General features: G+C 64.6%; 9 protein-coding genes. 2 read left to right on the top strand and 7 right to left on the bottom strand.

Annotated features, from left to right (window positions below; genetic code table 11):
- The first annotated feature begins 18 nt into the window (after positions 1 to 18).
- Positions 19 to 4539 (top strand): RHS repeat protein, encoded by a 4521-nt coding sequence (locus IPM80_08180; protein MBK8958403.1) that lies wholly within the window; start codon positions 19 to 21, stop codon positions 4537 to 4539.
- Positions 4540 to 5269: 730 nt separating this feature from the next.
- On the opposite strand, the gene IPM80_08175 is transcribed toward IPM80_08180, so the two are convergent.
- The 3 genes from IPM80_08175 to IPM80_08165 all read right to left on the bottom strand — a co-directional run bounded on the left by IPM80_08175 (position 5270) and on the right by IPM80_08165 (position 10573).
- Entirely contained in the window at positions 5270 to 8482 is a 3213-nt protein-coding gene (locus tag IPM80_08175) for an efflux RND transporter permease subunit (GenBank protein MBK8958402.1), read from the bottom strand.
- A 9-nt stretch (positions 8483 to 8491) separates the two neighbouring features.
- The gene (locus IPM80_08170; protein ID MBK8958401.1) at positions 8492 to 9595 is read right to left on the bottom strand and encodes an efflux RND transporter periplasmic adaptor subunit; all 1104 of its coding nucleotides are present in this window, start codon (positions 9593 to 9595) and stop codon (positions 8492 to 8494) included.
- Positions 9596 to 9724: 129 nt separating this feature from the next.
- Positions 9725 to 10573, bottom strand: coding sequence for a TIGR03619 family F420-dependent LLM class oxidoreductase (locus IPM80_08165; protein ID MBK8958400.1), 849 nt, complete (start codon positions 10571 to 10573; stop codon positions 9725 to 9727).
- On the opposite strand from IPM80_08165, the gene IPM80_08160 reads away from it, so the two are divergent.
- A complete protein-coding gene (locus IPM80_08160) occupies positions 10560 to 10739 on the top strand; it encodes a hypothetical protein (GenBank protein MBK8958399.1) in 180 nt (59 codons plus the stop codon). The two genes, IPM80_08165 and IPM80_08160, sit on opposite strands and share 14 nt — an antisense overlap.
- 9 nt (positions 10740 to 10748) lie before the next feature.
- Here the strand turns inward: IPM80_08160 and IPM80_08155 are convergent, their stop codons facing one another.
- From IPM80_08155 to recG, 4 genes are all read right to left on the bottom strand, one after another.
- On the bottom strand, positions 10749 to 11264 hold the full coding sequence (locus tag IPM80_08155) for a urate hydroxylase PuuD (GenBank protein ID MBK8958398.1): 516 nt from the start codon (positions 11262 to 11264) through the stop codon (positions 10749 to 10751).
- Between the two features lie 46 nt (positions 11265 to 11310).
- On the bottom strand, positions 11311 to 11457 hold the full coding sequence (locus tag IPM80_08150) for a hypothetical protein (protein MBK8958397.1): 147 nt from the start codon (positions 11455 to 11457) through the stop codon (positions 11311 to 11313).
- 99 nt (positions 11458 to 11556) lie between these two features.
- A complete protein-coding gene (gene ubiA / locus IPM80_08145; protein MBK8958396.1) occupies positions 11557 to 12477 on the bottom strand; it encodes a 4-hydroxybenzoate octaprenyltransferase in 921 nt (306 codons plus the stop codon).
- A complete protein-coding gene (gene recG, locus IPM80_08140; protein MBK8958395.1) occupies positions 12474 to 14543 on the bottom strand; it encodes an ATP-dependent DNA helicase RecG in 2070 nt (689 codons plus the stop codon). The genes ubiA and recG overlap by 4 nt, the downstream gene beginning before the upstream one ends.
- Between the last annotated feature and the right edge of the window lie 30 nt (positions 14544 to 14573).

The raw sequence follows: 14573 nt of genomic DNA, 5'->3' as shown, positions 1-14573 counted from the left end.
AGCATGACGACGGTGGCGATGATGGCCGCAACAGTGGGAGCGATGCGCGCCGAGGGGGCAATCCCGGGCAACACCCTGCCCTCGGAAGCGTGGGCCGCGCGTGTGACCAACCAGGACACGCCGCCGTCTTCGAACATCATGCTGTGGGGCTACTACCCGTCGCCCGGCGAAGCCTTCATCGCCGCGGACCAGTACGCCGTCAGCCATGGGCCGCTGCTCGACAAGGCGCAACGCATGTTCAGCACCGGCCTGGTCGAGGCCCTGCCCGGCATGACGGTCGAGTTCGATCCCGATCCGGACCGCGACGGCGAAATCGACACCCGTCTGTACACCGAGTCCTTGTCCCAATTCGGCGCTTCCCCGCGCAACTGTTCGGTCGGCGACGGCGCTGCGTTCCGCACCGGCTTTTCCATCTCGTCCCACGCCGGGCTGGTCTACGAGCCGGCCGAGGGCGTGATGCGCACGCCCGGGCCGCTGATCAAGGGCCTGTGCGAACGTGTCTACTGCCAAGGCGCGTCGGGATGCAGCGGCCAGGGCGAAGTCGATGCGTTCCTGCGCCGTGCCGTCGCGACGTTCCGTGTCACCTACGAGCCCGCCAAGGGCCTGTGCGACACCGACCGCAAGCTGGTGTTCGAGGACTTGCTCGGTCGTTCGAGCGGTGGGCAGAGTTGTGAAGTGGTGGGCGGTCTCAACCCGGGCGCCAACCTCGGCGGTGACTGCCCGGCGCTGGCCAACGGTTCGAACCCGGTCAATACCGTCACCGGCAACAAGTACCAGCGTGAGTCGGACTATGGCGGCACCGTGCACGGCGAACTGGCCTTCGTGCGCTACTACAACAGCCTGTTGACCGCTCACCACGACATGGGGCTGGGCTGGCGTCATTCCTATAGCACAAGCCTGACCGTCACCACCGCGAGGAACGGCGACCAATCGGCACGCCTCACGCGTGCCGACGGCCGCGTGCTGGTGTTCAATCGGCCGGTCGGCAAGGCGGTGTTCGGCGCGGACGCGCTCACCGTCGGCAGCTTTCGCGCCTTGCCCGGCGCCAATGTCTTTGAATACACCGATGGTGACGACGTGCGCGAGCGCTTTGAATTGGCGGTCTCGCGCAGCGCGTCGCGGGGCACCATCACGCACCTGTTGCTCAGCAACCGTCATGACCCGCGCAGCGGGCGGCGCGAGACCCTGGTCTACGACCAGCGTCGACTGCTGTCGGCGGTGCAGGGACGCTTCGGCCGGACCTTGGGCTTCGTGCATGACGCCGCCGGCCGCCTGCGTACCATGACCGATGCGTCAGGGCGGCGCTACAGCTATGAATACGATCGCCTCGGCCATCTCACCAGCGTCACCTATCCCGATCTCGACGACCATGTCGATGACGTGGCAAGCCGCGCCAACAACCCCGTGCGGGTCTATCGTTACGACGATCCGGATTGGCCCAAGGGCCTGACCGATATCGTCGACGAAAGCGGTGCGGTGTTTGCCCACTGGGATTACGACAAGCTCGGCCGTGCCCTTTCCAGCGAGCACGCCGGCGGCGTGCAACGCGTGGCGTTCGACTACCAAGCCGCCTACACCGCCATCACCGACGCGTTTGGCCACACGCGCAGCTACAACACCCAGGTCGAATCGGGCGTGGGCCTGATCTCGGCCGTGAGCGGTGGCGACTGCAATTTCTGCGGCGCCGGGCCCTTGGCCTCCACCACCTACGACGGCAATGGCCAACGCAACCTCGTCACCGATCACGCCGGCAACGTGACGGATTTCGACTACGACGCGGGTGGCCTGTTGTTGCGCAAGAGCGAGGGCATCGGCGCCGAACAGCGTGTCACCACCACCACCTGGCTGGCGAATTTGCGCCTGCCCGCCACGGTCAGCGTTGCCGATGGCGCCGGTCGCCTCGTATCACGTACCCGCAATGATTACTGGGGCGCCCAGTTGAAGCGTCAGACCGAGGAAGAACTGCTCGCCGGCGGCGCCGCGCGTGTCACAACCTACGAATACTTCGGTGAAGAAGACGCCAACGATCCGCGCAGCGGCCTGTTGAAGAGCGTCGACGGCCCGCGCAGCGACGTGCTGGACGTCACCCGCTATGACTACGACGCCGTCACCGGCAATCTCGTGAGCGTCACCAACGCGCTCGGACATGTGACGCGTTATACCGCGCACGATGCCGAGGGGCGGGCATTGACGGAAGTGGATGCCAACGGTGTCGAGACACGCTTCCAATACGATGCGCGCGGCCACTTGCTGTCGCGCACGGTGGACGGTGCGGAGACGCGCATGGAATACGATGCGCGCGGGCTGCTCATCGCCACGGCGTTCGCCGATGGCTCCACGCAACACTACGGCTACGACGCCGCGCAGCGACTGGTGCGTGTGACGAACGGCACCGGCACCACGGTTGAATACAGCCTCGATGCCCTTGGCAATCGTATCGAGGAGCGCTACCTCGACAGCGCGGGCGCGACGGTCTCGCGGCAGGCTCGTATTTACAACCGCCAAAACCAGCTCGAGCAACTGATAGGGGGCGCCGGCCAGACCACCACGTTTGCTTACGATGACAATGGACGCCTGCAAACCATCGGCGACCCGCGCGGTGGGGGGCTCAGCGCGCAACGCGAGTACGACAGCCTGGGTCGAGAAACGGCGAGCACCGACAATCTCGGCGCTGTCACCCGCACGCAGTACGACCATCAGGACCAGGTCGTCGCCGTCACCGACCCGCGCGGACTCGTCACCACCTACAGCCGCGACGGCCTGGGTAATGCACTCGAGACCGTCAGCCCCGATGCCGGCCGCAGCCGCGACGAATACGATGCCGCCGGCAATCGAGTTCGCCACGTCTATCAACAGAAACCCGGCATCGATATCGCGATCGGCTACCAGTTCGACGCGCTCAATCGTCTGACGAAAATCGACTACCCCAACGACGCGGATGTCATTTACGGCTATGACGAAGGCCCGCCTGCGCGTAACGGCATGGGTCGCCTGACCAGCATGCGCGACGCGAGTGGCCTGACCACCATGGACTACGACGCGCGAGGCCATCTGCGTCGGCGCCTGTTGGCCAGCCCCAAGGGCAGCTTCGAACTCAACTTCGAAGTTGGTGGCGGCGGCTTCGTCACGCAGGTCCGGTATCCCGGTTCGGTGGTAGTCGATGTGACGCGCGACAGCTCAGGGCGCGTCGTCGCCGTGGCGGCGACCCGTGCCGGCGCGACCCTCCCCATCGCCTCGGAGATCGGCTATCACGCCTTGGGCGGTATCTCGCGACTGCGTTTCGGCAACGGCCTCGTCGAATCGCGGGACTACTACCAAGCGGGCCGCCTTGCGGCCATCAACAGCTCCGCCGCGAACCTGCCGAGCTACCGCTACCCCCTGTACGACGCAGCCAACAACCTGCTGCGCATCGAAGGCGCGCATGCCGGGTCGGGCGCCCTGCGCAGTGACGTCAGGAGCTTCAGCTACGACGCAGGAGACCGCCTGGTGGCGGAAGACAGCACGCTGCGCAACGAGCGCAGAACCTATGGCTACGACGCCAACGGCAATCGCACCGACTACCAGGTCAGCAGCCTCGGCGGCACATCGATTCGTACGGAACGATTTACCGTCGAATCGACCTCCAACAGGATCCATGGCAGCGCCCCGCGCGCCGATGACTACGACGCGGCTGGCAACATGACCCGTGAGGTACGCGCGCTGGTCACGTCGGGCAGCGGAACCGTGACTACGCCATCCGGCCTGGTCTTGACCTACAACGATGCGGGACGCGTGCAACGCACCACCACCGTCTCCGGTTACGGCATTTTGGATGCGGTCTACAACGGCCTCGGCCAGCGAGCCATGAGAACCAGTAACAGCGGCGTCCGCTCGCCGGACATCTACCTGTACGGTCAGGACGGCGAACTGATGTCGGTGGTGTCGCGCAGCGAAGCGGGCAAAATCATCTACCAGAACTATGTGTGGCTGGACGGGCGCCCCATCGCCGAGGTGGTGGTGATCCCGTCGCAGTCGTCCGTGCGCGTCAACTACATCCACGTCAACCAGGTAAATCAGCCCCTCTACATGACCGGCGCCAGCGGCGCGCTGACCTGGGCCTGGATAGCGGGCGATGCCTTTGGCCAGGATTCGACAGCCGTGACGGACCCGGACGGCGATGGGATACGGGAAGCACCCCAGATAGGTGGGCTGTTCGCGGGGCAGGTGAGGGAAACGCCGTACGTGAGCAATGGCTTTCGCGATTACGACGCGAAGTCCGGGCGGTATATTGAGAGTGATCCGATTGGGCTTGCGGGTGGCTTGAATCCCTACGCTTATGTAGGCGGCAACCCGGTCAATTCCGCGGATCCCTACGGATTGACTCAATGTGATATCGATGTGGCTCTCGAATACGCAACGAAAAATCTTACTGGCAAGCCGCTTCCAGACCCGGACAAGCGGAGGCTTCCAAGCCAGAACGCGAAATGGTGCCCACCTGCGCCGGTTGTCGTGGCAGACACCGGTAACAGAGACTTCGCGCGGTCAAATTTTCGAGTCTAGGACGACGTTTGCGTGAACACGGAGACTTAATAAAGTACCTGGATGCCTGAGTGATGCGAACAGGCAAGGGATTTTTTCGACACAATAGTTCACGAAGGAGCTCACCGGTCGATGCCTGCGGGCGCCCGCATATCAGGACCATGTAATACGGATTAGGTTTCGAAAGTCGACTGCGAGAATGATCGAAAGGCTCGATCTCCAAGTTTACCTGGCGGCAAGGGAAATTTGCAAATGTTGCGGTCCATAAAATATATGAGTAGAGTTTTAAAACATATGGGTTTGATTGGTGTTCTTCTGAGTTTTGCGGCGGTTCAGAACGCTATGGCGAACGCCTGAATGCGCTTGAGTCGACCTTGATTTGAAAGATGCCGCTCGCCGACTTCGTGTTTTTTCGGCCAGATTTCGCTAAATCGATGCGGGCCCAAGCGAGTCGGTTGAATACCGAGAATTTCGCCTGCCGAAAGAAATTTGGATGCCGAATCTTCGTACTCAGGAGGAAAATGAAGGTGGATTCGAGAATCAGGAGCTTCAGGAGATCTGGGGCGAGGTGTTCGAATTTCAGGATTCTCGAGAATCGAAAGCCGAATCGGGACAGCCGAATTCGAATGGAGATTCAATCTGCCCGATGCTCGCCACGATTGGGCAACGTTTACCTGGTTTTCAGTCGATGGGAATCACACAACTGACAATGCATGGGGACTCGATTGTGAGGATTTCAAGTCGACGACGTTCAGGGCTTTTCGCGGCTTTCGCAAGACCGAGCAAGACAAGGTGTCCAGGTGAATGGGAGCTTTGGCTGCGAAGTAAATTTTGAAATTCGGATTGGACCCAGTATCAGCAGAACTTCTCTGGGTGGGTAGATTCCGTGAAATCCTAACCTACCTACCCCCCGTGGCACCCGAAACCACGCCGCGTACAAGGCCGGCAAGAACAACAAGGTCATCACCGTTGCCGCGATCAACCCGCCCATGATCGCCACTGCCATCGGCCCGAAGAACACGCTGCGCGACAAGGGGATCATGGCCAGCACCGCCGCCAGGGCGGTGAGTACGATCGGGCGGAAGCGCCGTACCGTGGCTTCCACCACGGCTTCGAAAGGCGGGCGGCCGTGTTCGAGGTCCTGACGGATCTGGTCGATGAGGATCACGCTGTTGCGCATGATCATGCCGAACAGGGCGATGGTGCCGAGCATGGCCACGAAACCAAAAGGCTGACGGAACAGCATCAGGAACAGCGCCACGCCGATGATGCCCAGCGGCGCGGTCATGACCACCATGGTGGTCTGTGAGAAGCTGCGTAGCTGCAGCATCAGCACCGTCAGCACCGTCAGCAGGAACAGCGGCATGCCGGCCATCACGCTGCCCTGGCCCTTGCCGGCCTCGTCGACAGTGCCGCCGAGTTCGAGGCGGTAGCCGCGCGGCAGTGCGTCGCCGATTGCCTTGATGTCGGGCGCGAGCATGGCCACCACTTCCGGCGGCTGGATGGCGGAGTAGATGTCGGCGCGCACCGTGATGGTCGGGATACGGTCGCGACGCCACAGGATGCCGTCTTCGAAACCGTAGTCGATGTCGGCGACCTGCGACAGCGGAATGCTGTCGCCCCCCTGTGTCGGCACGGCGAGGCTCCCGATCAGTTCCAGGCGCTGACGCTCCCGCGGCGGGCCGCGCAATTCAATGTCGATGAGATCGTTGTCCTCGCGGAAGGATGACGGCGACAGGCCATTGATGGAGGCGTCGAGGATGCGCGCCACGTCGGCGCTGCTGACGCCGAGCGCGCGCGCCCGGTCCTGGTCGATCTGGACGTGTATGGTCTTCGATTGTTCGGCGGTGTCGAGGTGCACGCCGGCCGCGTAGGGGTTGGCGCGCAGCAGCGATGCGACCTTGTCGGCGTGCACGCGCGCCACGGCACGGTCCGGGCCCGCCACCCGGTATTGCAGCACGTAGCCGACCGGCGGGCCATTCTCGATACGGTTCACTCGCCAGCGCAGATCCGGGAACAGGGTCGGGAAGATCTCGAGCAGGTGGCTCCTGACCCGTTCGCGCGCGGCGAAGTCATGGGTGTTCAACACGAACTGGCTGAAGCTCTGCGCGGGCAATTGCTGGTCCAGCGGCAGGATGAATCGCGGCGCGCCGCTGCCGACGTAGGCCGCGTAGCTGTCCACGCCGTCGAGCTTGCCCAATACCTCTTCAAGTCGCCGGGCCGCGGCGTCGGTCTGCGCGATCGAGGCGCCTTCCGGCAGCTTGAGATCCACCAGCAGTTCGAGCCGTGTCGAATCGGGAAAGAACTGCTGCGGCACCTTGCCGAAGACCACCACGCTGGCCGCGAAAATGGCGACGGTGGCGGTGATGGTCAGCCAACGGTGACGCACGCAGAACTGTACGACGGCGCGCACGCGGTTGTAGAAACGCGTGTGGTAGACGGCGTGCTCATCGTGCACCGCGCCGTTTTCCGACAGGCCTTTCTCCGGCAGCAGCAGGTAGCCGAGCAACGGCACGAACAGCACCGCGGCGGCCCACGACAGCAGCAGCGCGATGACGGTCACCTGGAATATCGCCACCGTGTATTCGCCGGTGCTGCTCTTGGCGGTGGCAATCGGCAGGAAGCCGGCGGCGGTGATCAGCGTGCCGGACAACATCGGAAAAGCGGTGGTGGCGTAGGCAAAGCTCGCGGCCTGCACGCGGTCAAAGCCTTCCTCGAGTTTTACCGCCATCATTTCAACCGCGATGATGGCGTCGTCGACCAGCAGGCCGAGCGCAATCACCAGCGCGCCGAGCGAAGTCTTGTGCAGGCCGATGTCGAAGTAATACATCGCGGCAAAAGTCATGGCCAGGACCAGCGGAATGGACAAGGCCACCACCAGCCCGGTCCTCACCCCCAGCGATACGAAGCACACCACCAGCACGATGACCACGGCCTCGGCCAGGGCCCGCACGAATTCCGAGATCGAATCGCTGACCGCGCGCGGCTGGTCGGCAAGACGCGCGAGACTCATGCCCAATGGCACGTCGTGATTGAGCTTTTCGAACTCGGCATCCAGTTGCTTGCCGAGACGGATGATGTCGCCGCCCTGTTCCATCGACACCGCGATGCCGATGGCGGGTTCGCCGTTGAAGCGCAGGCGCGGCGCCGGCGGATCTTCGTAGCCGCGATAGACCTCGGCCACGTCGCCGATGCGGAACGTGCGTCCGGCGTATTGAATGGGCAGGTTGCGCACGTCGTCGACGGTTTTGAGTGCGCCGCTGACGCGCACGAAAATCTTGTCGGTGGCGGTGTCGAGCGAGCCGCCGCTCACCACTTCGTTCTGGGCGGCCAGGGTCTCTGCGATCAGGCGCGGCGGAATGCCGAGCTTGGCGCGCCGGCTGTTGCTGACGTCGATGAAGATGCGTTCTTCCTGCAGGCCGAGGAACTGCACCTTGGCGACGTCCTGGATGCGCAGCAGGCGTTCGCGGATGCGTTCGGCGTAGTCCTTCAGTTCCGCATAGCTGAAGTCGCGGCCCATCAGCGCGTAGATATTGCCGAAGGTGTCGGCGAACTCGTCGTTGAACGACGGGCCGATGATGCCGGCGGGCAAGGTGTGGCGGATGTCGCCGATCTTCTTGCGTACCTGGTAATAGTTTTCCGGCATGGTGGCCGGCGGCAGATCCTCGCGAAAGATGACGAAGATCTGCGATTCACCGGGTCGCGAATAGGAGCGCAGGTAATCCAGCGCGTACAGCTCTTGCAGCTTGGCTTCGATCTTGTCGGTGACGAGTCGGTCGACTTCGTCGGCGCTGGCGCCCGGCCAGGCGGTGCGTACGACCATGATGCGGAACGTGAAGGGCGGGTCTTCCGATTGGCCGAGATGAAAATACGACCATACGCCGATGGCGCCCAGCAGCACCATGAAATAGGTGACCAGGGGGCGATTGCGCAGCGCCCATGCGCTCAGGTTGAAAGCCGACATCGGAAGAGGTCAGAGCGCGGCCTTGTCCGAGCGCGGGATGGCTTGCACCGCCATGCCGGCGGCGAGTCGGTGCACGCCGGCGCTGACCAGGCGATCCTGCTCTGACAGCGGGCCGCTGATCAGCACTTCACCGTCGAGATAGCGCAGCACTTCCACCGGTACCGCTTCGACGGTCGTGCCCTTACCCGCATCGCGTATGCGCCATACGGCCGGACGATTGGCCTCGATGCTGCCGAGCGCGGTGGCGGGCAGGCGGAAGCTGTGGGCCTCGGCCGCGGCGCTCAGCAGCACGGTGGCGGTGGCGCCGAGTTGCACATGCTCATCGGCATCGATGAGGGTGACGCGCGCGAGATGGGTGCGGGTCGCGGTGTCGGCCTGGGGATCGATGTCGCGCACGCGGCCACGGTAATGGCGCCCCGGATTGCTCAGCACTTCGACGGCGATGTTGTCGGCCTCGCGCAGTACGTCGATGCGGCCTTCGGGCACGTTCACGTGCACCTCGCGTTCACCGTCGGCGGCGAAACGCAGCACCGGCTGGCCGGCGCTGACCACGTTGCCGGGCTCGGCCATGATCTGGGTGACGACCCCCGCGGCGTCGGCGGTAAGCTGCGTGTAGCGCGATTGGTTGGCGGCCAGATCGAACTGGCTCTGGGCCTGGTCGAGACGGGCCTCGGCGAGGCGCGTCAGGTTGATGCGTTGGTCCAATTGGGACTGGCCGACGAACGCACGCGCACGGAGATCGCGGTAGCGCTGTTCCTCGGCGCGCGCCAGCGACAGGTCGGCCTCGGCGGCGGCCACGGTCGAACGCGCGGCGGCGAGATTGAGGCGGGCGTCGACCGGGTCCAGCACCGCCAGCAGGGTGCCGCGTTCGACATGGGCGCCCATGTCGACCTTGCGCGCCGCGACCTTGCCGGCCACACGGAACGAAAGATCCGCCTCGGTGCGGGCATGGATGGCGCCCGGCAAGGCGTCGCCGTCGGCCGGGCCGCGCAGGGGGCGCGGGGCTTCCACCACCACCGGGCGCGGGCCGCTCACGGGCGGCGGCGGTGCGCTGCAGGCGCCGAGGGCGAGGCAGAAGGCGAGTGCCGGCCACGGGCCGAGGCAAGCGCGCATAGGGGGACTCCAGTCCTAGAGATACTGAACTGGATAGTAGATTAAATAGGAAGCCGATGAAACGCGCGCGGTGGAAAAACTGACCGGAAGTGGGGAGACGGGCCGCGCAAGCCCGCCTCCCGGCCAGGCTCAGATGAACTTGGCGTACTTGTCGAGCAGCGGCAGCACCACGTCGGCCTTGGCGGCCGGCACCGGGAAGATGGTACGGGTCACGCCCTTGTCGGCCAGGCCCTTCAGCGGATCGGCGTCCTGCGGCGCCATCGCGAAGAACATGCCGAGCGTGATCTCGGACGGGTCGCGACCGCGGCGCTTGCAGGCCGCATGGACTTCCTTGAGGCCGCCGTCGAAATCGTACATGCCGCCGATGGGCATCCAGCCGGTGCAGAATTCGGCGATGTGATCGGCGGTCTTGGGGCCGGCCGCGCCGCCCATGACGATCGGCGGGTAGGGCTTCTGGGTCGGCTTGGGATAGGCCCAGCTCTTCTCGAAATCGATGTGTCCGCCCTTGTAGCTCGCTTCGTCCTTGGTCCACAACTCGCGCATCAACAGGATGTTGTCGCGCAGGATCTCGCGGCGCTGCTTGAAGTCGAGCTTGTGATTGCGCATTTCTTCCACGCACCAGCCGTAGCCGATGCCGAGTTCGAAACGGCCGCCGGAGATCATGTCGAGACTCGCCACTTCCTTGGCCAGCCAGATCGGATCGCGCTGCGCGACCAGCGTGATACCGGTGCCGAGACGCAGCTTGGTGGTGACCGCCGCGCAGGCCGCAAACGCGACGAACTGGTCATGGGTGCGCCAATATTCTTCCGGCAGCGGCGGCGCGCCGGCGCGTCCGCCCCAGGGTGTCTCGCGGCTGGTGGGAATGTGGCTGTGCTCGGGGAACCACAGGGACTCAAAGCCGCGTTCTTCGCAGGCCTTGGCCAGTTGCACGGGCTGTATGGCCGTATCCGTCGGGAACATGATGATGCCGATATCCATCGAGACCTCCTTCTTCAATCTGTTTCTTTATGAAGCAGCGAAAGTAGGCGATTGGGTGGGTAAAGGCAACGCGCCTGAAGCAGGTGAGGTAGGTGCGAATTTATTCGCACACCGATTGGCCACCCACAAAAAAGCCCGGCAATGCCGGGCTCTTTCGATCACATGACAACCCGCCTCAGAACGGGATGCCGTGCGCACCTGCCTGCATGAACATCAGCATCGGAATCGACAGCATGGTGTTGGTACGGGACGCGAGGAAGGCCACGCGACGCGCGGTGGCCTTCTCGGCATCGCTGGCCTGCACGATGCCCAGGATCTTTTTCTGGTTCGGCCAGATCAGCATCCACACGTTGAACAGCATGATGGTGCCAAGCCAGGAGCCGAAACCGATGGCGGTCAGGCTGGGATTATGCGCGCCGATGCCGAGGGAGAAAGCGCCGTGCAGCGAGTACTGCGGCGCGGTGGCGAGAAAGATCGCACCCGTCAGCCAGGTCACCAACGCCGCCCAGCGGAACCAGAACAGCGCGCGCGGCGCGACATACTTGCCGATGGCGGCCGGCCCGGGACCGTCCTTGTCGGCATTGGCGGCGGCCATGGCCGGCACCTGCACGAAATTGAAGTAGTAGAGTAGGCCAATCCACATCACGCCGGCGACGATATGCAGCCAGCGATCGATCATCATAATTGCCATGATTCGAGCTCCCGGGTTCGTATTGATTAAGCAGCCGTGGCCTTGCTCAGGCGCCGGCGATGGCTTTGGCGGCGAACGCCAGGATGACGGCCAGCACGACGCCGGCAATGACGGTGCCCTGTATGGTTTCCAGTGGATTCATGATGAGTGCCCCCCAAGTGGTGATGCCGTATTCGAGTTTATTGCGCGGCAAGTCGACGCCTCGACCCGCCGGGCAATTGTCACGGACGAAGCACGAAAATTCAAACACCGCGCGCCATACACGCACCTGTTGTGCGGGATTAGCGCAAGCTCAATCGAACCATGACGAAGCCGGCGGATAGGACAGCAACACGCCCACGAATACCACGCCGCCGACCCAGTTGTTGTTGAGAAAGGCGGCGAAGCAGCCGGCGCGGCTGCGGTCGCGAATGAGGTATTGCTGATAGACGAACAGCGCCGCCGCGACCAGCAGCGCGCCATCGTAAGGCCAGCCGAGCTCGGCGCGTCGGCCGATGAGATAGAGATTGGACAACATGAGGCATTGCAGACCGCCGATGATGATGCGATCGGCGTCGGCGAACAGGATGGCGGTAGAGCGTATGCCGAGCCGCAGGTCGTCATCGCGATCGACCATCGCGTACTGCGTGTCGTAGATCACCGCCCACAACACCGCGGTGCTGAACAAAAGCCATGCAAGGGGCGACAGTGCGCCGCTTTGCGCGGTGAACGCCATCGGCACGGCCCAGCCGAACGCGGCGCCGAGATGCACCTGCGGCAGATGGGTGTAGCGCTTGGCGAAAGGATAGGTGATGGCGAGCGCCGCGCCGCCGAAGGACAGCAGTATCGTCGCGCGATTGGTCGCCAGCACCAGCGCCAGCGCGATGCACAACAGCACTGCGAACAGCAGCAGGGCCTCGCGCGGCGTGACGGCGCCGGTCGGCAGCGGCCGTTCCCGCGTGCGTTCCACGTGGCCGTCGAAATTGCGGTCGGCGTAGTCGTTGATCACGCAGCCCGCGGAACGCATCACCACCGTGCCGAGCACGAAAATCACCAGCACGTCGAGACGCGGCACGCCGGCCGCCGCTATCCACAGCGCCCACAGCATCGGCCACAGCAGCAACAGTATGCCTATCGGGCGATGCAGGCGCGCAAGCCGCGCGTATTGCACGAGGCGATGACGCCAGTCGGGGCCGGCGCCGTGCTTGGTGGCGTGGGAACGAACGCTGCTCATACGTTGGCGTATTCTACTTTGTCGGCGAGCCAGCGTTGCACCAGCGCGTCGACCAGCCGCGGGTAGTCGTTGAGCACGGTGGTGGCGGTGGCCTGCACATCGCGCAGCTGCGCCGCGTCGCGCACGAGATCGGCGATGCGAAATTGCGCGATGCCGGTCTGACGTGTGCCCAGCAGCTCGCCGGGACCGCGCAGCTCGAGGTCGCGATCGGCGATCACGAAGCCATCGGTGGTGGCGCGCATGGTCTCGAGGCGTTTGCGCGCCATGTGCGACAAGGGCGGTTTATACAGCAACACGCAATCGGCGTGCTGCGCGCCACGGCCGACGCGGCCGCGCAGCTGGTGCAACTGCGAAAGGCCGAGCCGCTCGGCGTTCTCGATCACCATGAGGCTGGCATTGGGCACGTCGACGCCGACCTCGATGACGGTGGTGGCGACCAGCAGGGCGGTTTCGCCGCGCGCGAAGGCCGCCATCTGCGCATCCTTGTCCTTGTCCGGCAGGCGGCCGTGCACGAGTCCGACGCTGATATTCGGCAGCGCCGCCGCCAGCTGCTGCGCGGTGTCGGTGGCGGCCTGGTGTTCCAGCACATCGGATTCGTCGATCAAGGGGCACACCCAGTACACCTGCCGTCCTTCGCGCACCATCTCGGCGATGCGCGCGACGATGTCGGCACGCTTGCTCTCGGCCAGCACCACGGTGCGTACCGGTTTGCGACTCGGCGGCAGCTCATCGAGGATGGATACATCGAGATCGGCGTAGGCGCTCATGGCCAGCGTGCGCGGGATCGGCGTCGCGGTCATGATCAACTGGTGCGGGCGAAAGCCGTCGCGCGCGCCCTTGTCACGCAAGGCCAGGCGCTGCTCGACACCAAATCGGTGTTGTTCGTCGACGATGATGAGGCCGAGGCGGCCATAGCGCACATCCTGCTGGAACAGGGCGTGGGTGCCGACCGCAAGCGCCGGTTCAGCGCTTTCCAGGCGCGCGTACAGTGGCTTGCGCTGGCTCTTGGTCAGGCGGCTGGTGAGCAACATCGACTCGATGCCCAAGGGTTCGAACCAGCGGCGCAGGGTCGTCGCGTGTTGCTCGGCCAGCAGTTCGGTCGGCGCCATCAAGGCCACCTGGTAGCCGGCTTCGAGCATGTCGGCCGCCACGGCCGCCGCCACCGCGGTCTTGCCGGCGCCGACGTCGCCTTGCAGGAGGCGCAGCATCGGCAGGCCGCGCGCAAGATCGGCTTCCACTTCGGCGATGACGCGCTGCTGCGCGCCGGTCAAGGTGAAACCGAAGCCGGCCATGAGACGTTCCTTGAGCGCCCGCGCCTGCACCGTCGGCGCGCCGAAATCGCGCGCCTGTTCGCGCAGTCGCTTCAAGCTCAACTGGTAGGCCAGCAGTTCCTCGAACACCAGGCGTCGCTGCGCGGGATGGCTGGACTCGGCCAGCATGTCGACGTCGGCATCCGGCGGCGGACGGTGCACGAACTCCAGCGCTTCGCGCAGTGACGGCAGCGCGAGCTTGCGCAGGATCTCCGGCGGCAACAGTTCATGGGTGTTGCCGTCGGCATGCGCGAGCAGGGCCAGCGCCTGGTTGGTGAGATGGCGCAGGCGGTTCTGCTGCAGGCCTTCGGTGGTCGGATAGATGGGCGTCAGCTCGGCGTCGACCGCCAGCGGCTGGTCGTTGGCCAGCACCAGGCATTCGGGGTGCACCATCTCGAAAGAGTTCGGGCCGCGCCGCACTTCGCCGAAGCAGCGCACGCGTCGCCCCACTGCCAGGCGCTGCTGTTGCGCGCTGTTGAAATGAAAGAAGCGCAGGTGGATGGCGCCACTGCCATCGGCGATGCGTACCACCAGCGCGCGACGGCGGCCGAACACCACCTGCGCCACTTCGACGACGCCTTCGACCTGCGCTTCACGGCCCAGGCGCAGCGCGCCTATCGGTGTCAGGCGCGTGCGGTCCTGGTAGCGCAGCGGCAGGTGAAAAAGCAGGTCGCCGATACGCGCGATACGCAGCCTGGCGAGATGCTCGGCGACTTTCTCGCCGACGCCGTTCAAGCGCGTGACGGGTTCATCCAGCGCGAGGGGGCTGGCCACCGGGCGTGCTCG

It is taken from the genome of Pseudomonadota bacterium, from assembly GCA_016719885.1.
Lineage (GTDB): Bacteria > Pseudomonadota > Gammaproteobacteria.
This window is presented reverse-complemented; position numbering and strand designations above follow the sequence as displayed.